The organism is Nocardioides sp. Z50_6, assembly GCF_058215755.1.
The window spans coordinates 893,591-916,120 of record NZ_JBZAJB010000001.1 but is presented as its reverse complement, the minus strand read 5'-3'; the positions used below and the strand labels follow the sequence as shown (position 1 = coordinate 916,120).

The following is a 22,530-nucleotide window of genomic DNA, read 5'->3' as shown; positions in this document are numbered from 1 at the left end:
GGCTCACCGTAGCCAGCGCTCCGGATCGCCCTCGGGCAGGGTCGAGGTGCGGACCAGCTCGGCATACCAGCGGGCGCTGCTCTTCGGCGTACGCCGCTGGTCGTCGTAGTCGACGTGGACCAGGCCGAAGCGCTTGGCGTAGCCGAAGGCCCACTCGAAGTTGTCCATCAGCGACCAGTGGAAGAAGCCGCGCACGTCCACCCCCTCGCTGATCGCGTCGTGGGTGGCGCGCAGGTAGGCGTCGAGGAAGGCGATCCGGTCGGGGTCGTGGACCCGTCCGTGCTCGTCCGGGGAGTCGGCGTAGGCCGCCCCGGTCTCGGTCAGGTAGATCGGCGGGGCGGCGTACTCCTCGTGGAGGCGCACCAGCAGCCGGCGCAGCCCCTCGGGGTGGACCTCCCACCCCATGTCGGTCACCGGCAGGTCGCGGCGCGGGAAGGTGACGTGCTCGGACCCCACGAAGGGGGAGAGCGAGACCCGGTCGGGCTTGTCGGCGTCGCGGGCCATCACGTCGGTGTGCGGGTGCCCGGAGACGGCGTTGCCGTGGTAGAAGTTCACGCCCAGCACGTCGATCGGGGTCGCGATCAGTGACAGGTCGCCGTCGTGGACCACGTCGGTCCAGGCGTGGTCCCGCCAGGTGAGGTGGGCGGTGTCGTCGACCAGGTCGGCCGGATAGGTGCCGCGGAGCACCGGGTCCAGGAAGAGCCGGTTGTGCAGGGAGTCGACCCGCCGGGCGGCGTCCACGTCGACCGGGTCGTCGGGGTCGTGGGGGTCGGCGACGGTGAAGTTGAGGCTGACCCCGAGCCGGCCCGCCTCGCCGTGCACGCCGCGGCGGCGCAGCTCGTCGACGACCAGGCCGTGGCCCAGCAGCAGGTGGTGGGCCGCGACCAGCCCGGCGGCGCCCTCCTGGCGGCCGGGCGCGTGGTGCCCCGCGGCGTAGCCGAGCAGGGCGGCGCAGAACGGCTCGTTGAGCGTCGTCCAGGTCGGCACCCGGTCGCCGAGCACGTCGTGGACCGACCCCGCGTAGTCGAGGAAGCGGTACGCCGTGTCGCGGGCGGTCCAGCCGCCCGCGTCCTCCAGCGCCTGGGGCAGGTCCCAGTGGTAGAGGGTCAGCCACGGGGCGATGTCGTGGGCCAGCAGCCGGTCGACCAGGCGGTCGTAGAAGGCCAGCCCGGCGGGGTTGACCGCCCCGCCGTCGGGACGGACCCGGGGCCAGGCGACCGAGAACCGGTAGGAGGTGAGCCCCAGGTCGGCCATCAGCGCCACGTCGTCCGGCATCCGGTGGTAGTGGTCGCACGCCTCCTGCCCGGTGTCGCCGCCCAGCACCGCCCCCGGCACCGCGGAGAAGGTGTCCCAGATCGACGGCGTCCGGCCGTCCTCGGCGGTCGCCCCCTCGACCTGGTAGGACGCGGTGGCCGCGCCCCAGGTGAAGGTCGCCGGGAAGCGGGGGCGTCCGGCCGCCTCGTGGGGGTGGTCGGCCTGGAGGGGGCGGGTGCGCTCGACTGTCATCCCTTGACTGCTCCTTGCATGATGCCGGACACCAGCTGGCGGCCGGCGAGGACGAAGAGGGCCAGCAGGGGCACGATCGACAGCGTCGTGCCGGCCAGCACCAGGCTGTAGTCGACGTAGTAGCCGCTCTGCAGCTGCTGGAGGGCGATCTGGATGGTCGGGTTGCTCGCGGGCAGCACGATCAGCGGCCAGAAGAAGTCGGTCCAGGTGTACATGAAGGTGAAGAGCCACAGGATCGCGGCGGCTGGCCGCGCGGCCGGGACCGCGACGTTCCAGAAGGTGCGGGCCATCGAGCACCCGTCCATCCGGGCCGCCTCGATCAGCTCGTCGGGGACGGCGTCGACCAGGTACTGGCGCATGAAGAAGACGCCGAACGCGGTGACCATGCCGGGCACGATCAGCGCCCACACGGAGCCGACCCAGCCCAGCTCCGCCATCACGATGAAGAGGGGGATCACCCCGAGCTGCGTCGGGACCGCCAGGGTGGCGACCACGAAGACCATCAGCGGGGTGCGGCCGCGGAAGGCGAGCTTGGCGAAGGCGAAGCCGGCCAGGGTGGAGAAGACGACCACCGAGGTGGCCACCGTGGAGGAGACCAGCAGGCTGTTGCCCAGGGCCTTCCAGAACGGCACCGCCTCGATGGCCCGCTGCGCGTTGTCGAGGAAGTGGCCGCCCGGCAGCAGCGGGGGGACCCGGCCGTCGAGGTCCTCGCGGCTGTGGGAGCCGACCAGGAACGACCAGTAGAGCGGGGCGCACGAGCCGAGCACGAAGGCGGTGAGCAGCCCGTAGACGAGGAAGCCGGGACGCCGGGTCATCGCCGCACCCCCGCCCGGAGCCCGGCCCGCCCGCGGCCGCCGGGGCGGCCGGCCAGCGAGCCGGCGCGCTGGCTGAGCCAGAGGTTGAGGACGGCGAAGACCACGATGATCAGGAAGAGCAGCCAGGCCACCGCGGAGGCCATGCCGAGGTCGCGGACCCGCCACCCGAGCTCCCAGAGATACATGGTGAGCGTCTGGTACTGCCGGTCCGAGCCCCCGAGGCCCTGGGTGTCGAAGAGCCGCGGCTCGGCGAAGATCTGCAGCCCGCCGATGGTGGAGGTGATGATGACGAAGAGCAGGGTGGGCCGGATCAGCGGCACCGTGATGGAGACGAACTGCCGCACCCGGCCGGCCCCGTCCAGCGAGGCGGACTCGTAGAGGTCGCGCGGCACCGCCTGCATCGCGGCCAGGAAGATCAGCGCGTTGTAGCCGGTCCAGCGCCAGTTGACCATCGAGGCGATCGCCAGGTGGCTGGCCAGGGTGTTGACGTGCCAGGCGATGGGCTCCACCCCGACGAGGTCGAGCGCGGCGTTGACCAGGCCGAAGCGGTCGCCGAAGACGTTGCCGAAGATGAGCGCGACCGCGGCGGGAGCGACCACGAAGGGGAGCAGCACGCTCATCCGCCACAGCGTCCGGCCGCGAAGCTGGGAGTCGAGGAGTCCCGCCAGCCCGAGGGCGAGGAGCACCTGCGGGACCGAGGAGAGCAGGAAGATGCTGATCGTGTTGCGCAGCGCGTTCCAGAAGTAGCGGTCGGCGAGCACCCGCTCGTAGTTCTCCAGCCCGCTGAACTCGCCCTGCCCGCCGAGCAGGCTCCAGTGGTGGAGCGAGACGTAGGCGGTGTAGAGCAGCGGGAAGAGGCCGACGAGGGCGAAGAGCAGGAAGAACGGGGAGATGTAGAGGTAGGGGGAGAGCTTGGCCTCCCAGCGGCCGAGCCGGGAGCGCCAGGGGCCGGAGCGCCGGCGGCCGGTCGCACCCGGGGTGGGTGCCCCGGCCGAGGAGCCGCTGGTCGAACCCGCCGGGGAGGCCGGTGATCCGGCCCCCCCGGCGGGAGTGCCTGGCGCCTGCAGGCGCCCGGGGTCGAGGGACATGGAGGGTGGCCGGTCCCGCTCAGCCGAGCCGCTCGACGTCGGCCAGGAACGACTCCCACGCCTCGTCCGGGGACTCCTTGCCCTCGTCCACCCGCTGGATGGCCTGCTGGAAGGCGGTGTTGATGTCGGCGAACTTCGGGCCCTTGTAGGGGATGAACTCGATCGCCTTGGCCCGCTCCACCATGATCTCGCCGACCGGCGCGTCGTTGAAGAACTCGCGGCTGCTCTCGGTCACCACGGGGTCCTCCAGCGCCTCCACCTGGCTGGGGAAGGTCGCCTTCGCGGCGTAGGCCTTGGCCTGCTGCTCGGGGTCGGTGAGCCACTTGGCCAGCGCCATGGCCTCCTCCTGGTGCTCGCCCTGCGCGGGCACGGTCAGGTAGGAGCCGCCCCAGACCCCGGGTCCGCCGGGGAAGACCCCGGCGACGTCCCAGCCCTCGACGCCTTCGGAGTTGCCCTCGATCACACCGAGCATCCAGCCCGGGCAGGCCATGGTGGCGAACGCGTCCTTCTTGAAGGAGGCGACCCAGTCCTCGCCCCACTGGACGAGCTTGGTGGAGAGACCGTCCTGCGACATCGAGGTGACGGTGTCGAAGATCTTCTTCACCTCCGGGTTCTCGGCGGCGATGACGTTGTCGTCCTCGTCCTCGAACGTGTACTGGGTCTGGTTGACCATCGCCTGCGCGGTGGCGCCGGAGGCGTCGTACCAGGCCACGCCCGGCACCTTCTCGACGAAGTCGCGGCCGGCGGCGAAGTACTCGTCCCACGTGGTGAAGAGGCCGGCCACCTGCTCGCGGTCGGTGGGCAGCCCGGCCTTCTTGAACAGGTCGGCGCGGTAGCAGAGCGCCTGCGGGCCGATGTCGGTGCCGTAGCCGATGAGCCTGCCGTCGTCGGTGGTGGCCGCGTCGACCTTCCAGTCCAGCCAGCGGCCCTCGACGTCGGGGTCGGAGAGGTCGACGAAGGCGTCGGACTCCTGCATCAGGGCGGCCAACCAGTCGACCTCGATCGCCTCGATGTCGGAGAGGCCGGAGCCCGCGGCGAGCTTGGTGTAGAGGTTGTCCTGGTGCTCGTTGGCGGTGCCGGCCTTCTTCTGCTCGACCACCACCTCGTCCTGCATCTCGTTGTACTCGGTGATCAGGTCCTCGTAGCCGAACTCGTTGAAGGTGGCGACCGTGAGCCGCACCTTCCCGTCACCCGACTCGCCATCGTCGTCGCCGCCTCCGCAGGCGGCCGTCGTCGCGGCCAGCGCGAGCGCCACCAGGGCCCCCGCGGCGACCCGTGTCCTACGCCTCTTGTCTCCGTGCACCGTGATCTCCTGACACTCCTGCTGACGCGCGGACCGCCTTGGTCCGACGGGTGGATCGAGGTGGTCTTCCGGATGGAGAGTGTGGAAGCGCTTCCACGCCGATCTCCGATTCACCATGACAGGGGTCACATTGAGTGTCAATACACGCCTTACGAGAAGTTGTACGTGGCGTGAGAGCGCTTCCACTAGACGGGGGGCGGCAAGGGTCGTACGGTGAGGAGCACCCGGGTCGTCCGAGGCCGGGGAGGGGTCGCCGGCACACCCGGCACCACCCCCGACAGATGCCCGACAGATGCCCGACAGAGGGAGAGCCCCCATGGCGCAGGTCCGGTTCGACCAGGCGGAACGCCGCTACCCGGGTGCGGAGCGCCCAGCGGTGCAGGCCCTCGACCTCGAGATCGCCGACGGCGAGCTGATGGTCCTGGTGGGCCCGTCGGGCTGCGGCAAGTCGACCTCGCTGCGGATGCTCGCCGGGCTCGAGGAGTGCACCTCGGGGCACATCTCCATCGGCGACCGTGACGTCACCCGCGACCTCCCGCGGGACCGCGACATCGCCATGGTCTTCCAGAACTACGCGCTCTACCCGCACATGAGCGTGGCCGACAACATGGGCTTCGCCCTCAAGGTCGCCCGGATGCCGAAGGAGGAGCGGGTGCGGCGGGTCTCCGAGGCCGCGGCCATGCTCGACCTCGCCGACGTCCTCGACCGCAAGCCCAAGGCGCTCTCCGGGGGGCAGCGGCAGCGGGTGGCGATGGGCCGGGCGATCGTCCGCCAGCCCCAGGTCTTCTGCATGGACGAGCCGCTCTCCAACCTCGACGCCAAGCTGCGGGTCTCGACCCGCACCCAGATCGCGGCGCTCCAGCACCGGCTCGGCACCACCACCGTCTACGTCACCCACGACCAGGTCGAGGCGATGACGATGGGCGACCGGGTGGCGGTGATGCGGGCCGGCACGCTCCAGCAGGTCGACACCCCGCTGGCCCTCTACGACCGCCCGGCCAACCTCTTCGTCGCCGGCTTCATCGGCTCGCCCGCGATGAACCTGCTGACGGCGCAGGTCAGCGACGGTGTGGCCCTCGTCGACGGCTGCCCCGTCCCGCTGCCGCGGGAGGTGATCGCGCGGGCGGACGGGGAGGTCACGCTCGGGGTGCGTCCCCACGCCTGGAGGGTCGTCGGTCCCGACGAGGCCGCCGTCCCGGTCACCGTCACGGTGGTCGAGGAGCTCGGCGCCGACGCCTTCGTCTACGCCCTGCGCGACGGCGACGCCGCGCAGGCCGCGGTGGCCCCGACCCCGGTGGTGGTGCGGCTCGAGGGGCACCAGCAGGTCGCCAAGGGCGACCGGATCGGGCTGGCGATCGACCCTGCGGCGGTCCACGTCTTCGACCCCGCGTCCGGCCAGCGACTGTCGGCCTGAGAGGCACGGCGTGGGCTCTCGCGAGGCCGTCGCTCCCCCTGGCGTGGGCGGCTCGTGGTGGCCGGGCTGGGGGTTCCTCCCCGCGCGCGTGCAGGGCGGTCCTCATGACCGTCGGCTTCGTCGACGCCGGCATCACGGCCAACCGCACCGCCCGCCCGTAGGGGAGGCCGGCTCGTGGCGGTCCTTGTGATCCACCTCACGGAGGAGTACGAATCAGGGGTGGGCTCGCGGACCCGGGGCGCGCCCGTTCTCGGAGGAGGAACCACATGTCCGCAGGGTCGACCGCCACGGTGACGCCGCCCCCCACGCCCGGCCCGGTCCGGCGCAACCCCGTCTCGGTGGCCGTGTGGATCGCCGTCGCGGTGGTCGGGGCGGCCTGCTGGACCGTGCTGGCGCTCTCGCGCGGGGAGGAGGTCTCGGCGCTGTGGATCCTCTTCGCCGCCCTGTCCTCCTACGCGATCGCCTACCGCTTCTACGCCCGCTTCATCGCCCGCAAGGTGCTCGAGGTCGACGACACCCGAGCCACCCCGGCCGAGCGCCTGGAGAACGGGCGCGACTTCGACGTCACCGACCGCCACGTCCTCTTCGGCCACCACTTCGCCGCGATCGCCGGGGCCGGGCCGCTGGTCGGGCCGGTGCTGGCCGCCCAGATGGGCTACCTGCCCGGCACCATCTGGATCATCGTCGGCGTCATCTTCGCCGGGGCGGTCCAGGACATGGTGGTCCTCTTCTTCTCGATGCGCCGCGACGGCAAGTCGCTGGGCCAGATGGTGCGCGAGGAGATCGGAACGATCGGCGGGATCGCCGCGCTGATCGCGGTCTTCGCCATCATGATCATCATCCTGGCGGTGCTGGCCCTGGTCGTGGTCAACGCGCTCGCCGAGTCGCCGTGGGGTGTCTTCTCGATCGGGCTGACCATCCCGATCGCGCTCTTCATGGGGTTCTACCTGCGCGTCCTGCGCCCCGGGCGCGTCTCGGAGGTCACCGCGATCGGCGTGGTGCTGCTGTTGCTGGCGATCATCGGCGGCGGGTACGTCGACTCCTGGGGCCTGGCCGACGCGCTCACCCTCTCCAAGGAGCAGCTGACCCTGGCCCTGGTCGTCTACGGCTTCGTCGCCTCGATCCTGCCCGTGTGGATGCTGCTCACCCCCCGCGACTACCTCTCCACCTTCATGAAGATCGGGGTGATCGTGCTCCTCGCGGTCGGCCTGGTGATCGCCGCGCCGGCGCTGCAGAGCCCGGCGGTCACCGACTTCGCGGTCGACGGCGACGGCCCGGTCTTCGCGGGCAAGGTCTTCCCGTTCGTCTTCATCACCATCGCGTGCGGGGCGTTGTCGGGGTTCCACGCGCTGATCTCCTCGGGCACCACGCCCAAGATGGTGGCCAAGGAGAGCCAGGTCCGGATGATCGGCTACGGCGGGATGCTGATGGAGTCGTTCGTCGCGATCAGCGCGCTGATCGCCGCCTGCGTGATCGACCCCGGGCTCTACTACGCGATCAACTCCCCGGCCGGCGCGACCGGAGCCGATCCGGCGACCGCCGCGGAGTTCGTCACCAGCCTCGGGTTCAGCATCAGCCCGGCCGACCTCCAGGCGGCCGCCGCCTCGGTCGAGGAGGAGTCGCTGATCTCCCGCACCGGCGGTGCGCCCACGCTGGCCTTCGGCATCTCCTCGGTCTTCACCGAGGCCTTCGGCGGCGGTCTGGCCGCCTTCTGGTACCACTTCGCGATCATGTTCGAGGCGCTGTTCATCCTCACCGCGGTCGACGCCGGCACCCGGGTGGGCCGCTTCATGCTGCAGGACACGGTGGGCAACCTGTGGCCCCGGTACGCCGACCTGGAGTGGCGGCCGGCCGCCTGGTCGGCCAGTGCCGTGGTGGTCGGGCTGTGGGGCTACATGCTCTACGTCGGGGTCACCGACCCGCTCGGCGGCATCAACCAGCTCTTCCCGCTCTTCGGCATCGCCAACCAGCTGCTGGCGGCGATCGCGCTCACCCTCTGCGCCACCCTGCTGATCAAGCACGGCAAGGTGAAGTGGGTCTGGGTGCCCGGCATCGGGCTGGTCTGGGACCTGGTGGTGACCATGACCGCGAGCTGGCAGAAGGTCTTCTCCGACAACCCGGCGATCGGCTACTTCTCCCAGCGCTCGCGCTACGTCGAGGCGCGCGACGCCGGGGAGCTGCTCGCCCCGGCCACCGACCGGGCCCAGATGGACCAGGTCATCTTCAACTCCACGCTCAACGGCACGCTGCAGGCGCTGTTCGCCCTCCTGGTCATCGTGGTGGTGGCCAACGCGCTCGTCGTCTGCGTCAAGGCGATCCGCGCCGGTGGCCTGCCCACCACCGAGGTGCCCAAGCAGCCGTCGGCCCTGGTCGCCCCCTCGGGCTTCATCGCCACCCCCGAGGAGAAGGAGGCGGTGCGCCGCTGGGAGGAGCAGCGCCAGACCGCCGGGACGGGGGAGCGGTCATGAGAGTGCTGTCCCGGTTGCGCTGGTACGTCCGTCAGCTCACCGGGGAGGCGAAGTGGGACGACTACCTCGCCGAGTGCGCGGCGGCCGGCGCCACGCCGATGGCGCGGCGCGAGTTCGAACGCCACCGCGACGACCAGCGCGAGCACGCGCCGGGGGCCCGTTGCTGCTAGCGGTCGGGGCGGGAGCCCGACGGGCGCGATCCGGCCACGCCGTAAGGTGCCAGGCATGGCTGTCCTGACGAGGGCGGTGCTGCGTTGACCGCGACCGCCACACCCGCTCCCCAGACCTCGCGGGGACCGCGGCGCTCCGGCACGATCGTGCTCGTGCTGGCTCTCTGCGGCACCGCGGTCTCGCTGATGCAGACCCTGGTCGTGCCGTTGCTGCCCGACTTCCCCCGGCTGCTCGGCACCACGGCCGACAACGCCTCCTGGCTGGTCACCGTCACCCTGCTCACCTCGGCCGTGGCGACGCCGATCCTCTCCCGCCTGGCCGACATGTACGGCAAGCGCCGGATGATGATGGTCGCGCTGCTGGTGCTGCTGGCCGGGTCGCTCCTGGGAGCCGCGAGCGACTCCCTGACCGTGCTGATCGTGGCCCGGGCCCTGCAGGGCTTCGCGCCCGCGCTGATCCCCATCGGCATCTCCACCATGCGCGACGAGCTGCCGCCGGAGAAGATCGGCGGAGCGGTCGCGCTGATGAGCGCCACCCTGGGCATCGGGGGCGCGGTGGGCCTGCCCCTGTCCGGGCTGATGTACGAGACCTTCGGCTGGCAGTCGGTCTTCTACGGCAGCGTCGTGATGTCGGTGGTGATGCTCGCGCTGGTCTTCGTGGTGGTGCCCGAGTCGTCGGTGCAGGCGCGCGGCAGCTTCGACTGGCTGGGCGCGATCTTGATGTCGGTGGCGCTGACCTCGCTGCTCATGGGCATCTCCAAGGGCGGGCAGTGGGGCTGGACGTCGCAGTGGACGCTGCTCTGCTTCCTGCTCGCGGTGCTCGTCTTCGGGCTGTGGGCGCCGTGGGAGCTGCGCACCGGCCAGCCTCTCGTCGACCTGCGCACCTCCGGACGTCGTCCGGTGCTGCTGACCAACATCGCCTCCCTGCTCGCGGGGTTCGCGATGTTCGCCAACCTGCTGGTCGCCGTCCAGCAGCTGCAGCTGCCCGCCTCGAGCGGTGTCGGATTCGGCCTCGGGGTGACCGAGGCGGGGCTGGCGATGCTGCCCGGCGGCGTCCTGATGATCCTGATGTCCCCGGTCTCGGCCGCCGTGACCCGCACCTTCGGTGCCCGCACCACGCTGATCGCCGGACTCGTGGTGACCGGCCTGGGCTACGTCTCCCGGGTGATCTTCGACGCCACCGTCATCCAGCTGCTGGTCGGCGTCACGATCGTCTCCGTCGGCATCGCGGTCTGCTTCGCGGCCATGCCGGTGCTGATCATGCAGGCCGTCCCGATCACCGAGACGGCCGCGGCCAACGGGCTCAACACGGTGGTCCGCTCGATCGGCACCTCGACCTCCTCGGCGTGCGTCGCGGCCGTGCTCGCCGCGGGCACGCTCGCCGACGGCTTCCCGTCCGAGGCCGCCGTGCACGCGACCAGCTGGCTGGCGGCCTGCGCCGCCTTCCTCGGGGCGGGCGTCGGCTGGTTCATCCCGGTCCGCCTCGCGCCCGTGCTCGCCACCGACCGACCGGCCGGGGAACCCGCCCGGGCCGACGCCGGACGCCGGGTGGACGCCGCCGCGGAGGTCGTGGTGCGGGGCCAGGTGCGCAAGCCCGACGGCTCGCCGGCCCGGCTGGCGGTGGTCTCGGTGCTCGAACCGACCGGTCGCCAGGCCGACTGGGCGCGCGCCGACAACGCGGGACGCTGGTCGGTGGTGCTGCCGGGCGCGGGGGAGTACCTGGTCGTCTGCTCCGCCGAGGGCTGGGCCGCGAGGTCGCAGCTGCGTCAGCTCTCGCCCGACGTGGAGTCCGCGCTGAGGCTCGACGAGCGGCTCACCGTCGCCGGGGTGGTCTCCCGGGGCGGCTGGCCGGTCGACAGCGCGCTCGTGGTGCTGACCGACAGCACCGGCGAGTCGGTGGGGATCACCCGGACCGACGACGAGGGCCACTACCAGCTCGACCTGCCGCCGATCGGGCGCTACGTGCTGACCGCCCTGGACCCCGAGACCGGGTGGGCGGAGTCCCAGGACGTCGTGGTGAGCGTGCAGCGGCGACGGTTCAACGTCGTCCTGCCCGAGAGCCCCGAGGACGCCGGCGCCCCGGCGCCCTCGGGGGAGATCAGCGCGGGGCCATCCGCAGTGCGCCGTCCATCCGGATGACCTCGCCGTTGAGGTAGTCGTGCTCGATCATGGCGAGCGCGAGCCGGGCGTACTCCTCGGGGCGGCCGAGCCGCTGCGGGAAGGGGACGCCGGCCGCGAGCCCGGCCCGGAACTCCTCGGAGACGGTGGCCAGCATCGGGGTCTCGATGATGCCCGGGGCGATGGTGAGCACCCGGATGCCGTGCTGGGCGAGGTCGCGGGCCGCGGGCAGGGTCAGGCCGACCACCCCGCCCTTGGAGGAGGCGTACGCCGCCTGGCCGACCTGGCCGTCGTAGGCGGCGATCGAGGCGGTGTTGATGACCACGCCGCGCTGGCCGTCCTCGAGCGGCTCGGTGGCGGCGATCCGCTCCGCGGCCAGCGTCATCACGTTGAAGGTGCCGACCAGGTTGACCTGGACGACCTTGGCGAAGAAGGCCAGGTCGTGGGGGCCCTTGCGGCCCAGGATCCGCATCGACGGGCCGATGCCGGCGCAGTTGACCACGGTGCGCAGCGCGAGGCCGGCGCCGGCCGCGGTCTCCACCGCGGCGGCCACCTGCTCGGGGTCGGTGACGTCGACGCCGAGGTAGGTCACCCCGGCGACCTCGGGGGCGTCCTCGATCGCCGTCGGCAGGTCGAAGGCGAAGACCCGGGCGCCCTGGGCGGCCAGGGCGGCGGCGGTGGCCGCTCCGAGCCCGGAGGCTCCTCCGGTGACGATCGCGGCGGTGTCGTTGAGCTGCACGGTCGGTGACTCTCCTGCTGTGTGTGGATGGGTGTGGACGGTCGGGCGTGGGTCGGGTGGGCGCGCGGGGGTGCGCAGGGGGTGCGCGGGGCGGACGTGGGGCGAGCCGCCGGGCGGGGAGGCGCGGGGAGGCGCGGGCGGGACAGGGTCAGGCGTGGGTGATCCGGCCCGCGTCGTCCTTGGCCAGCGAGCGGGAGATGACCATCCGCTGGATCTGGTTGGTGCCCTCGAAGATCTGCATCACCTTGGCCTCGCGCATGTAGCGCTCCACCGGGAAGTCGCGGGTGTAGCCGTAGCCGCCGAAGACCTGGACGGCGTCGGTGGTCACCTTCATCGCGTGGTCGGTGGCGACCATCTTGGCGATCGAGGCCTCCCGGGAGAACGGCAGCCCGGCGTCCTTGAGCCGGGCGGCGTGCAGGGTGATCGCGCGGGCGGACTGCACCGCCGCCTCCATGTCGGCCAGCACGAAGGCGAGCCCCTGGTGGTCGATGATCGGCTTGCCGAAGGTCTCCCGCTCGCGGGCGTAGGCGACCGCCTGGTCCAGGGCGCCCTGGGCCAGACCGGTGGCGACCGCGGCGATGCCGAGCCGGCCGGAGTCGAGTCCGGCCAACGCGATCTTGAGGCCGTCGCCCTCGGCGCCGAGCCGGCGCTCCACCGGGATCCGGACGTCGTCGAGCCGCATGGTCGCGGTGGTGGAGCCGGTCAGCCCCATCTTGCGCTCGGGGGCGTCGGCGCTCAGGCCCGGGGTGTCGGCCGGGACGAGGAAGCAGGAGATGCCGTTCCGGTCGTCGCTGGTGCGGGCCATCACCTTGTAGAAGTCGGCCTGCCCGCCGTGGGTGGTCCACGCCTTGGCGCCGTTGAGCACGTACTCGTCGCCGTCGAGGCGGGCAGTGGTGCGCATCGCGGCCGGGTCGGAGCCGGCGTGGGCCTCGGAGAGGCAGTAGGCGCCGAGCAGGTCGCCGCCGAGCATGTCGGGCAGCCAGCGCTGCTGCTGCTCGGGGGTGCCGAAGTTGACCAGGCCGAAGCAGGAGAGGGCGTGCACCGAGACCCCGACGCCGACCGAGGACCAGACCGCCCCGATCTCCTCGAGCACCTGGAGGTAGACCTCGTAGGGCTGGCCGCCTCCGCCGTGCTCCTCGGCGTAGGGCAGGCCCAGCACGCCGACCTCGCCGAGCAGGCGGAAGACGTCCCGCGGGAAGGTCTCGGTGGCCTCGGCCTCGGCGCTGCGCGGAGCGAGCTCGCGGGCGGCCAGCTCGCGGACCAGGGCGAGGAGCTCGGCGGACTCCTCGGTGGGCATCCGGCGGGTGGCGGTCATGGGGGCTCCGTCTCGTGGGCTCTGGTGGACTGGTGTGGCGCCAGCCACATCACAGCGATACTGTAGCGCAGTCGCCAGTATCGTTATCCGTATCCTACGGAGGTGGCGACAGCTAGCCCTCCCGCCCCCTACCGAGGAGATCAGATGACCCCCGATGGCCGCGTCGCCGACCTGTTGAGCACCTTCGACGCCCCCGCGATGGTCGTCGCCGACCTCCTGTGCGACCGGCACCCGGCCGACGCGGTCGGCTTCACCGTCGTCGGCCCCGACCTGGAGCCGGTCGACGTCACCTACGGCGAGCTCTCCGAGCGGTCCCGGCGGTTCGCCGCCGCGCTGGTCGCCGAGGGCGTCCGGCCCGGCGACCGGGTCGCGACCCTGATGGGCAAGTCGCTCGACCTGGTCACCGCGGTGCTGGGCATCTGGCGCGCGGGCGCCGTGCACGTGCCGCTCTTCACCGCCTTCGCCACCCCGGCCATCGCGCTCCGCCTCGCCGGGGCCGACGCCAAGGTGGTGGTCTGCGACTCCGGCCAGCGCGCCAAGCTCGTGCCGGGAGAGGACCTCCCTGCCGACGTGGCGTGGCGCGTGGTGGTGGCCGGTGGTGCGGGGCGCGACGGTGACCTGCTCCTGGACCCGATGCTGGCAGAGGCGGACCCCGACGAGGCGCCGGTGGTGCCGGTCGACGGCGCCGCCGAGCTGGTCCGGCTCTTCACCAGTGGCACCACCGGCACGCCCAAGGGGGTGCCGATACCGGTGCGCGCCCTGGCCGCCTTCGTCGCCTACCTGGAGTACGGGCTCGACGTCCGCGAGGACGACGTCTACTGGAACGCCGCCGACCCCGGCTGGGCCTACGGTCTCTACTACGGCATCGCCGCCCCGTTGGCCGTGGGTCGGCGCAACATCCTGCTCCAGGCCGGGTTCACCCCGGCCACCACCTGGCAGGTGATCGAGCGGCTGGGCGTCACCAACCTGGCTGCCGCCCCGACCGTCTACCGCACGCTGCGCAGCTCCGAGGTGCCCCCGCCCGAGGGGTTGCGGCTGCGCCGGGCCAGCTCGGCCGGGGAGCCGCTCAACCCCGACATGGTCGAGTGGGGGGAGCGGGTGCTGGGCGCGGAGATCCACGACACCTACGGCCAGACCGAGCTGGGCATGTCGATCGTCAACGGTTGGCACGACGACGTCCGCCGTCCGGTCAAGCCCGGGTCGATGGGTCGCCCGATGCCCGGCTGGGCGGCAGCGGTGCTGCGCAACGACGTCGACGAGCCCGCCGCGCCCGGGGAGCCGGGGCGGGTGGTCATCGACCTGGCCGGCAGCCCGTTGATGTGGTTCACCGGGTACGTCGACGCCCCGGAGAAGACCGCAGAGCGGTTCAGCGCCGACGGTCGCTGGTACTACACCGGCGACACGGGGCACGTGGATGGCGACGGCGACTTCTTCTTCGCCTCCCGCGACGACGACGTGATCATCATGGCCGGCTACCGGATCGGCCCGTTCGAGATCGAGAGCGTGCTGGTCGCCGACGAGCGGGTCGCGGAGGCAGCGGTCATCGGTGTGCCCGACGACCTGCGCGGCGAGGTGGTCGAGGCATTCGTGGTGCTGGCCCCGGGGGTCGAGCCGACCCCCGAGCTGAGCGCGGAGCTGCAGCAGCGGGTCAAGACCAAGCTGGCCGCGCACCTGTTCCCGCGGGCCGTGCACGTGGTCGACGAGCTGCCCAAGACCCCTTCGGGCAAGATCCAGCGCTACCACCTGCGCAAGGCTCGGGCCGAGGCCCAGGCAACCGGGTCATGACCCCGGCGGGCCAGGCGGGGTCGGGGCGGTCGGGGCGGCCGGGGCGGCCGCGTACAGCGCGTCAGCAGGACCTGCTGCGCCGCCTCGTCGACCTGCTCGCGGCCGAGGGCTTCTCCCAGTTCACCCTGGACGACCTGGCCGAGCGGCTGCACTGCTCGAAGACCACCCTCTACGCGCTGGCCTCCTCCAAGCAGGAGCTGGTGCTGGAGGTGGTCCGCGAGTACTTCCGCGCCTCGGTGCCGGTGGTGGAGGCGCGGGTCGGGCAGGCCGGCGACCCGGGGGAGCGGGTCACCGCCTACCTGCTCGCGGTCGCCGACTACCTCCGGCCGCTGTCGCGGGAGTTCATGGAGGACCTGCTCGCCTCCCGCGCCACCGCCGAGGTCTACTCGACGAACACCGCGGCGGCCGCCACCCGGATCCGCGAGCTGATCGCCGAGGGCATCGAGGCCGGGTCCTTCCGCTCCGTCAACGCCCAGTTCGTCGCCGAGATGGTCGCCGCCACGATGGCGGCGATCCAGCGCGGTGAGCTCTTCGCGCGGATGGAGATGACCGACGCCGAGGCGTACGCCGAGCTGGCCTCGCTGGTCGTGCACGCCCTGGCTGTCGGCGACTGACGCGAGAAACGAGCCGTCCCGGGAAAAGCACGCGGAGGTCCGCTGGTGGCCCCTACCCTGCCCGCATGACGTCTCGACGCCACGTGTGTGAATGCCGCCCTGAGCACGCCGGGACCCGGGCCGAGCGCCGCCCGGTCGACACCCGCGAGGTCGCTCGGTGACGGCCCTGGTGCTGCTGCCCTTCCTCGTGCTGGGCGGCTGGTCGGCGGTCGCGGCGGCCCGCGTGGGATGGCGCGATGGGATCCTCTTCGGCTTCCTGCTGTGGGTCGCCGGCTGGCAGCTGGTCGCAGGTCTGCTCTCGCTGGTCGACCAGCTCAACTTCACCGGGGTGCTGCTGAGCCATCTCGTCCTTCTGGCGATCCAGGCCCTCCTGCTCTACCGCAGGCGACCACCCCGCCCCGTCCTGGGCAAGGGGTGGCGCGACCCCTGGGTCGTGGTGCTGGCCGTGGAGGCCCTCGTCCTGCTCGTGCTGGCCGTGAGCGTCGCCCCCACGAACTGGGACTCGATGAGCTACCACCTGGTCAAGGTGGAGCAGTGGCTGCAGGCGGAGCGGGTGACCTCGTTCCCCACGGAGTTCGCCCCGCAGGTCTACCTCCCCTTCACCGCGGAGCTCGGCATGGCCCACCTCTCCCTGCTCAGCGGGGCGGTGTGGGCGGTCAACCTGGTCCAGTACAGCGCCCACCTCGTCGCCCTGGTCGCAGTCTCCGTGCTGGCCCGCAACGTGGGCGTCGACCGACGGGGCCAGGCCATCGCCGCCGGTGTCTTCGGGCTGAGCCCGCTGGTGGTGGGGCAGGCCGTGACCACCCAGACGGACTACGTCATGTGCACCCTGGCGGTGATTGCCTACGCCATGGCGCTGCACCCGCGAGCCCACCCGGGCTGGCTGCTGGGGGTGGCCCTGGCGAGCGGCCTGGCGGTGGCGGTCAAGCCCACTGCGGTGCTGATGGTGCTCCCCGCGGTGGTCATCTCGCTGCGGCTCCTGCGCGGGGTCGCCCTACGGCGCGCGGTGCTCCCGCTCGCCTTGGCGGTCCTCCTCGGGGTGGCCCCGAACGTGTGGTGGATGGTCAACAACCACCAGACGTGGGGCAGCATCGCCGGGGTCGAGTCGAAGCTGACCAACGAGGTCATCACGCCCGCGACGACCGGCCTGAACGTGGTCAGGAACATCACCCTCCACGTGGCCCTGCCCGACCCCGAGGTCAACGACAGCCTCGAGAGGGGCGTCCGCGGCCTCCTCGAGGGCTTGGGGCTGGACCCCGACGACCAGAGGGCCACCATGGGCACCTTCGTCGTCGACTCGTTCAAGACCGAGGATCGAGCCGCCAACCCGCTGCAGGTCCTCCTCATCCTCGTCGCGTTCGTGGCCCTGCTGGCGGGCGGTCGCCGGCACCGGGCGCTGTGGCCAGTCGCGATGGCCACCGTGGTGGTGCTCGTGGGCGCCTCGGCGGTGCTCAAGTGGCAGGTGTGGGGCGGACGCTTCCTGCTGACGGCGATCGCTCTGGGCGCCGTGCTGGTCGGCGCTGCGTTGAGCCGGTGGCCCCGGTGGATCGGGGTCGTCACGCTGGGCGTGCTGACGGCCGCGTCGGTCCCCTACCTCGTCCAGCAGGACCTGCGGCCGCTGGTCGGCGAGAGGTCAGTCCTGACCACGAGCGCCGAGGAGGAGCTCTTCCGGGGTCGCCCGAACCTGGCCTGGCCCTACCAGCACGCCGTGGACTCCCTGCGTGACCAGGAGGCCCCGCGCATCGGGGTGTCCTCGGGCATGTGGCAGTGGGAGTACCCGCTGTGGTGGCTGGCGAAGCAGAGCAACCCCGACGCCACGCTCGGTCACGCCAGCCCGTGCCCGGAGACCGGTGAGCCCTCCGGCGAGTTCGACCTCGTGCTGACCTGGCAGGCCGTCACCGGGGAGGAGTACCTCACGCCCGAGAGCTGCGCCCACTGAGCGCGCGTCGCCGCAGTCGCGGGTAGGGCCTGCAGAAGGGCCGGCCGGGACACCGGTGTGCACCCTCTCTGCTCCGCTTCCGGCGGCGCGGAACGACGAAGGCCCGCCACGCGGTCGCCCTGTTCGGCGGAAAGGTGTTGAACAAGGGCGCGTGATGTCCCGGGTCTGTTTCCGAGGCATTGGAGCCGGCGAGCAAGCGGCATGAAGAGAACCACAACCCGAAGGCCAGGAGATGACATCTCCTGGCCTTCGGTGGTTTGTTCGAGCGGCCGACCGGCTGGCGGCTTCCTGGCGGACTGACCCGCATCTCGTACCGTCTCGGGTATGGGAATCGCTGATGACATCGCCATCTGGGACGCTGAAGCTGCTGCGTTCGACGAGCCGGCAGACCACGGCCTGAGGGACCCGGCCGTGCGAGAGGCATGGCGCGAGCTCCTGCTGAGCCGCCTGCCCGAACCCCCCGCTCGCGTCGCAGACCTGGGCTGCGGAACCGGCACACTCTCAGTCCTGCTTGCCGAGGACGGCTACCAGGTCGATGGTCTGGACTTCTCGCCGCGAATGGTGGAAGCGGCCGAGCGCAAGGGTGCCGGTGTGCGCGGAGTGCGGTTCACGCAGGGAGACGCGTACGCCCCGACGCTCCCGGAGGGGAGCTACGACGTGGTCCTCTGTCGGCATGTCCTTTGGGCGATGCCCGACCCCGCCGTCGCTCTGTCACGGTGGCTTCGCCTGCTCTCGCCATCGGGCCGGCTCGTACTGGTGGAGGGTCGCTGGTCCAATGGGGGCGGCCTCTCGGCCGAGCAGGTGGTTCGGCTCGTGGAGAACACGGGTCGGTCCGCGTCGTTGACTCGTCTCTCCGACCCGGCCTACTGGGGACGGAGCATCAGCGACGACCGCTACGTGGTGTGGAGCCTTCGATGAGAGGGCTGGCGTGCTTCCCCGAACGCCGGTTGGACGGTGAGTCGGTGGCGTAGGGGTTCGGGTTGGTTCGCCCGTCGGGCCTTGCCAGGCGAGGGGCCCGGATGATGCGCGGCCGGGTCCTCCGCGCCTGCTGCTCGAGCGCGGCGACAGCCCACTCCCGCCACTCGGCGAGCTCGTCGTAGGCCGTGTCGGATGTCCGGGCGGCCAGCACGCGGGTGGCGAGCGCGATGGCTTCCTCGGCCTGGTTCCGGGCGGCGTACTGGTGGCAGAGCAGCAGCGTCAGCCGGGGCTCGATGAGGTGGAGTTCGTAGTCCCGCAAGCTCACCGTCGCATGGTCCGTCCTGGCCGTCGTCGAGGTCATCTGGCATCCCGGGCCCACGCCGATGGACGCGCCCACCCGGGAGAACCGGCTACGACTGGCGCGGGCGTACCCAACCGGCGACACCGCCGCGTGGATGCTCGTCCTCGGCGAGCTCGAACGCCCGGACTTCGTCATCGCCGACGCCGCGAGCAGCATCCAGAACGCCGTGACCGCGATGTACGACGGCACGGTTCCCATCGTGCCGTCGCTGTACCACGCGCACCGCAACATCCGCGAAGGCATCGTCGAGCTCGCCGGCACCACGCACGTCGTGGAAGGCCGGGCGGTTCCGCTGCCCCAGCTCGTCAAGCACCTGGACGTGCTCACCCGCAGCGACCTGCTCAACCTCGGCCGTGCGGACTGGTCGCGGTGGTGGGACAGCGTCATCGCCGAGGTCGCGGACCTCGGCGCCCCGGTTGAGAAGCTCCTCATCCAACGAGATGTCTACGAGGACCGCATTTGGACCGGCCTCCATGTCCTGACCGACCACCCGCACCTGCCGGCCTCCAACGCCGCCATCGAGAACCGCCTCCGAGCGAGGCTGTCGCCGTTCCTGGAGAACCGCAAGCAGCTGTTCCGCAACCTCGCCCGCACCAACTGCCTCCTCGACCTCGCGGTCGCCCGGGCTCAGGGCGTGTTCCGCAACCTCGAAGTCATCACCCACCTGCTGCGCGACGGAAGCCTCGCGTGCCCCGACTGCCGAGACCACACGGGCTGCCCGCGCGACACCATCTACCAGCCTCCCGCGACAACGGTGGCGTGAACGTGTGCTGCTTCGACCCGTCGGTGGGGACGCACTGGTAGCGCTGGCGCTGCTTGGCGCCCTGCCCGTTGGTCCCGAACATCCGGACGGCGGAGTCGGCGTGGTCGTCGCACGCGGGCGGGAAGTGGATGGACGTTGCCCCGGGGCGGTTCGTCTCCTCATGCACCTGGAACCAGTGCGCCTCGCCAGTCGGTCGCACGCACCGGTAGCGGCGCCAACGCTGACCGTCCTTCTCGCGACTCCCTCTCGACGCGACCTTCCCGTCAGCGTGACGCGGGTTCGGGCACTTCACGCGCGGCAGCGGCCGGGACACCTCCGTGAGGAAGTAGTGCCTGTCGCCGGCGGGGCTGCGGCACTCCCAGCGCTGGAGGTCGCCGGCCTTGGTGGTGACGAGACCGCACCGCCGCACCGCGTGCTGTTCGTGGCCCACGGTCGGGCAGACGGCGTCGGGCACCCGCCACCTCCACCAACGCAACCGGCCCCTCCGGGCGCCTGACCTGAGGGTCAAGCGCCCCGAAGGGGCCGGGACTTGCTGCGCCTATTTCAACACTATCCGCCGAACAGGGCGGTCGCGTGGCGGGCCTTCGGGCTCAGCGCGTGCGGATCAGCCCTTGTTGGCCTTGCGCGCCCGCGAGGCGGTCTTGGCGCGGACGTTGGCGTCCAGCTCGACCTTGCGGATGCGGACGGCGTCGGGGGTGACCTCGACGCACTCGTCCTCGCGGCAGAACTCCAGGCACTGCTCCAGCGAGAGCTTCCTCGGCGGGATCAGCTTCTCGAAGTTGTCGGAGGTGGCGGACCGGATGTTGGTCTGCTGCTTCTCCTTGGTGATGTTGACGTCCATGTCGTCGGCGCGGGAGTTCTCGCCGACGATCATGCCCTCGTAGACCTCGGTCGTCGGCTCGACGAACATCACGCCGCGCTCCTGGAGCGAGGTCATGGCGTACGCCGTCGCGGCGCCCTTGCGGTCGGCGACGAGCGAGCCGTTGTTGCGCGACCGGATCTCGCCGGCCCACGGCTCGTAGCCCTCGGAGATGTGGTGGGCGATGCCGGTGCCGCGGGTCTCGGTGAGGAACTCGGTCCGGAAGCCGATCAGGCCACGTGCCGGGACGAGGAACTCCATCCGCACCCAGCCGGTGCCGTGGTTGGTCATCTGCTCCATCCGGCCCTTGCGGGTGGCGAGCAGCTCGGTGATGGTGCCGAGGTACTCCTCGGGAGCGTCGATGGTGAGGCGCTCGACCGGCTCGTGGATCTTGCCGTCGATCTCCTTGGTGACCACCTGCGGCTTGCCGACGGTGAGCTCGTAGCCCTCGCGCCGCATCTGCTCGACCAGGATGGCCAGCGCCAGCTCGCCGCGGCCCTGCACCTCCCAGGCGTCGGGACGCTCGGTGGGCAGCACGCGGAGCGAGACGTTGCCGACCAGCTCGGAGTCGAGGCGGTCCTTGACGAGGCGGGCGGTGACCTTGGAGCCCTTGACCCGGCCAACCAGCGGCGAGGTGTTGGTGCCGATGGTCATCGAGATCGCCGGCTCGTCGACGTGGATGAGCGGCAGCGCGACCGGGTTCTCGGGGTCGGCCAGGGTCTCGCCGATGGTGATCTCCGGGATGCCCGCGACCGCCACGATGTCGCCGGGGCCGGCGGACTCGCCGGGCTGGCGCTCGAGGCCCTCGGTCACCAGGAGCTCGGTGATCTTGACGTTCTTGACCGACCCGTCGCGGCGCATCCAGGCCACGGTCTGGCCCTTCTTCAGGTTGCCCTGGCGGATGCGCAGCAGCGCCAGGCGACCGAGGAACGGCGAGGCGTCGAGGTTGGTGACGTGGGCCTGCAGCGGGGCGCCCTCGTCGTAGACCGGCGCGGGGATGGTCTCCAGGATCGTCTTGAAGAGCGGCTCGAGGCTGTCGCCGTCGGGGAGCTCGCCGTTGCCGGGCGCGGTGAGGGCGGCGATGCCGGCCTTGCCCGAGGCGTAGACGACGGGGAAGTCCAGGGCGTCCTGGCCGTGTGAGTCGTCGAGCAGGTCCATGAAGAGCTCGTAGGTCTCGTCGACGACCTCGGCGATGCGGGCGTCGCCACGGTCGGTCTTGTTGACCACCAGGATGACCGGCATGTCGGCGTTGAGCGCCTTGCGGAGGACGAAGCGGGTCTGCGGCAGCGGGCCCTCGGAGGCGTCGACCAGCAGCACGATGCCGTCGACCATGGAGAGACCGCGCTCGACCTCGCCACCGAAGTCGGCGTGGCCGGGGGTGTCGATGATGTTGATCGTCATCGGCTTGCCCTCGGCGGCGGGGCCGGCGTAGTGGATGGCGGTGTTCTTCGCGAGGATGGTGATGCCCTTCTCGCGCTCGAGGTCACCGGAGTCCATGACGCGTTCTGCCACGCCTTCGGCCTGGTGCTCGGTGAAGGCGCCACCCTGACGGAGCATCGCGTCGACGAGGGTGGTCTTGCCGTGGTCGACGTGGGCGACGATGGCAACGTTGCGCAGGTCGTTCCTGCGAGTGGAAGACATGGAGGTACGGCGTCACTTTCGGTTCGGGTCGGGGACCCGTTCGGGCCGTCCGCCAGTGTAAAGGCTGGTGAGCGCATCCCCCGACTCGACGACGCCGGCCCGGACCGTCCCGGCCGCGCCTCCTGGACCCCGACGGTGCAGGTGAGGCAAGACTTGCCTTCGGTGCGGCGTACGACGCTGCCGCCTAGGCTTGCGGTCATGAAGCTCACCCAGACCCTCGAAGACGCCTTCAACGCCCAGATCAGCCTGGAGCTGCACGCCTCCATGGTCTACCGCCAGCTGGCGATCGAGATGGAGCTCAAGGACCTCCCGGGGATGGCTGCGTGGCTGCGCCACCAGGCCGACGAGGAGATCGTCCACGCCAACAAGTTCATCGACCACGTGGCCGACCGCGACAACCACCCGCGCATCGGTGCCCTGGGCGCGCCGGAGGTCACCGGCACCACCGTGCTGGAGGTCTTCCAGGCCGCGCTGGCGCACGAGCAGAAGGTCTCCGCGTCGATCCGCCAGCTCTACCGGCTCGCCGAGTCCGAGGGCGACCTCGACTCCCGGCCGCTGCTCAACTGGTTCCTCGAGGAGCAGATCGAGGAGGAGGCGACCGTCAGCGAGATCGTCGGCCGCGTCGAGCTGATCAACGAGGACGGCCCCGGGCTGCTCCGCCTCGACGAGGAGCTCGGCTCCCGCAAGGTCGGCACCACCGAGGCGCGGTAGCCG

At 71.5% G+C, this 22,530-nt stretch carries 18 protein-coding genes; 10 read left to right on the top strand and 8 right to left on the bottom strand.

Going from position 1 to position 22,530, the window contains the following annotated elements; translation table 11 throughout:
• Window positions 1-3: 3 nt before the first annotated feature.
• From AC4BGE_RS04385 to AC4BGE_RS04370, 4 genes are read right to left on the bottom strand one after another with little or no spacing between them, the layout of a single operon-like run.
• Window positions 4-1,506 (bottom strand): GH1 family beta-glucosidase, encoded by a 1,503-nt coding sequence (locus AC4BGE_RS04385; protein ID WP_490574474.1) that lies wholly within the window; start codon window positions 1,504-1,506, stop codon window positions 4-6.
• Entirely contained in the window at window positions 1,503-2,321 is an 819-nt protein-coding gene (locus tag AC4BGE_RS04380) for a carbohydrate ABC transporter permease (protein WP_490571149.1), read from the bottom strand. Before AC4BGE_RS04380 ends, AC4BGE_RS04385 begins: the two co-directional genes overlap by 4 nt.
• A complete protein-coding gene (locus AC4BGE_RS04375) occupies window positions 2,318-3,409 on the bottom strand; it encodes a carbohydrate ABC transporter permease (protein ID WP_490574473.1) in 1,092 nt (363 codons plus the stop codon). The genes AC4BGE_RS04380 and AC4BGE_RS04375 overlap by 4 nt, the downstream gene beginning before the upstream one ends.
• 19 nt (window positions 3,410-3,428) lie before the next feature.
• Window positions 3,429-4,712 carry an extracellular solute-binding protein gene (locus tag AC4BGE_RS04370; protein WP_490574472.1) on the bottom strand — a complete coding sequence of 428 codons (1,284 nt, stop codon included), beginning with the start codon at window positions 4,710-4,712 and terminating at the stop codon, window positions 3,429-3,431.
• Window positions 4,713-5,028: 316 nt separating this feature from the next.
• On the opposite strand from AC4BGE_RS04370, the gene AC4BGE_RS04365 reads away from it, so the two are divergent.
• The 4 genes from AC4BGE_RS04365 to AC4BGE_RS04350 all read left to right on the top strand — a co-directional run bounded on the left by AC4BGE_RS04365 (window position 5,029) and on the right by AC4BGE_RS04350 (window position 10,903).
• A complete protein-coding gene (locus tag AC4BGE_RS04365; protein ID WP_490574471.1) occupies window positions 5,029-6,126 on the top strand; it encodes an ABC transporter ATP-binding protein in 1,098 nt (365 codons plus the stop codon).
• Between the two features lie 266 nt (window positions 6,127-6,392).
• Window positions 6,393-8,594 carry a carbon starvation CstA family protein gene (locus AC4BGE_RS04360; RefSeq protein ID WP_490574470.1) on the top strand — a complete coding sequence of 734 codons (2,202 nt, stop codon included), beginning with the start codon at window positions 6,393-6,395 and terminating at the stop codon, window positions 8,592-8,594.
• Window positions 8,591-8,764 (top strand): YbdD/YjiX family protein, encoded by a 174-nt coding sequence (locus AC4BGE_RS04355; RefSeq protein ID WP_490571144.1) that lies wholly within the window; start codon window positions 8,591-8,593, stop codon window positions 8,762-8,764. The genes AC4BGE_RS04360 and AC4BGE_RS04355 overlap by 4 nt, the downstream gene beginning before the upstream one ends.
• Before the next feature lie 153 nt (window positions 8,765-8,917).
• Window positions 8,918-10,903, top strand: coding sequence for an MFS transporter (locus tag AC4BGE_RS04350; RefSeq protein WP_490574469.1), 1,986 nt, complete (start codon window positions 8,918-8,920; stop codon window positions 10,901-10,903).
• Here AC4BGE_RS04350 and AC4BGE_RS04345 read toward each other — a convergent pair.
• On the bottom strand, window positions 10,863-11,621 hold the full coding sequence (locus AC4BGE_RS04345; protein ID WP_490574468.1) for an SDR family NAD(P)-dependent oxidoreductase: 759 nt from the start codon (window positions 11,619-11,621) through the stop codon (window positions 10,863-10,865). The two genes, AC4BGE_RS04350 and AC4BGE_RS04345, sit on opposite strands and share 41 nt — an antisense overlap.
• A 148-nt stretch (window positions 11,622-11,769) precedes the next feature.
• The gene (locus tag AC4BGE_RS04340; protein ID WP_490574467.1) at window positions 11,770-12,936 is read right to left on the bottom strand and encodes an acyl-CoA dehydrogenase family protein; all 1,167 of its coding nucleotides are present in this window, start codon (window positions 12,934-12,936) and stop codon (window positions 11,770-11,772) included.
• Between the two features lie 144 nt (window positions 12,937-13,080).
• Between AC4BGE_RS04340 and AC4BGE_RS04335 the strand changes: the two genes are divergently transcribed.
• The 4 genes from AC4BGE_RS04335 (at window position 13,081) to AC4BGE_RS04320 (ending at window position 18,192) form a co-directional block, all read left to right on the top strand.
• Window positions 13,081-14,721: an AMP-binding protein gene (locus AC4BGE_RS04335; protein WP_490574466.1), complete on the top strand. Its 1,641-nt coding sequence runs from the start codon at window positions 13,081-13,083 to the stop codon at window positions 14,719-14,721.
• Window positions 14,718-15,335: a TetR/AcrR family transcriptional regulator gene (locus tag AC4BGE_RS04330; protein WP_490574465.1), complete on the top strand. Its 618-nt coding sequence runs from the start codon at window positions 14,718-14,720 to the stop codon at window positions 15,333-15,335. The genes AC4BGE_RS04335 and AC4BGE_RS04330 overlap by 4 nt, the downstream gene beginning before the upstream one ends.
• A gap of 157 nt (window positions 15,336-15,492) precedes the next feature.
• Window positions 15,493-17,274 carry a glycosyltransferase family 39 protein gene (locus AC4BGE_RS04325; protein WP_490574464.1) on the top strand — a complete coding sequence of 594 codons (1,782 nt, stop codon included), beginning with the start codon at window positions 15,493-15,495 and terminating at the stop codon, window positions 17,272-17,274.
• Between the two features lie 324 nt (window positions 17,275-17,598).
• Complete coding sequence (locus tag AC4BGE_RS04320; RefSeq protein WP_490574463.1) at window positions 17,599-18,192, top strand: class I SAM-dependent methyltransferase; 594 nt, start codon at window positions 17,599-17,601, stop codon at window positions 18,190-18,192.
• On the opposite strand, the gene AC4BGE_RS04315 is transcribed toward AC4BGE_RS04320, so the two are convergent.
• Window positions 18,155-18,553 (bottom strand): hypothetical protein, encoded by a 399-nt coding sequence (locus AC4BGE_RS04315; RefSeq protein WP_490574462.1) that lies wholly within the window; start codon window positions 18,551-18,553, stop codon window positions 18,155-18,157. The two genes, AC4BGE_RS04320 and AC4BGE_RS04315, sit on opposite strands and share 38 nt — an antisense overlap.
• A gap of 22 nt (window positions 18,554-18,575) precedes the next feature.
• Here AC4BGE_RS04315 and AC4BGE_RS04310 point away from each other — a divergent pair, with 22 nt between their 5' ends.
• Window positions 18,576-19,316: a hypothetical protein gene (locus AC4BGE_RS04310; protein ID WP_490574461.1), complete on the top strand. Its 741-nt coding sequence runs from the start codon at window positions 18,576-18,578 to the stop codon at window positions 19,314-19,316.
• Window positions 19,317-19,920: 604 nt separating this feature from the next.
• On the opposite strand, the gene typA is transcribed toward AC4BGE_RS04310, so the two are convergent.
• Complete coding sequence (gene typA, locus AC4BGE_RS04305) at window positions 19,921-21,816, bottom strand: translational GTPase TypA (protein WP_490574460.1); 1,896 nt, start codon at window positions 21,814-21,816, stop codon at window positions 19,921-19,923.
• 198 nt (window positions 21,817-22,014) lie between these two features.
• On the opposite strand from typA, the gene AC4BGE_RS04300 reads away from it, so the two are divergent.
• Window positions 22,015-22,527 carry a ferritin gene (locus tag AC4BGE_RS04300; RefSeq protein WP_490571136.1) on the top strand — a complete coding sequence of 171 codons (513 nt, stop codon included), beginning with the start codon at window positions 22,015-22,017 and terminating at the stop codon, window positions 22,525-22,527.
• The last annotated feature ends 3 nt before the right edge of the window (window positions 22,528-22,530 follow it).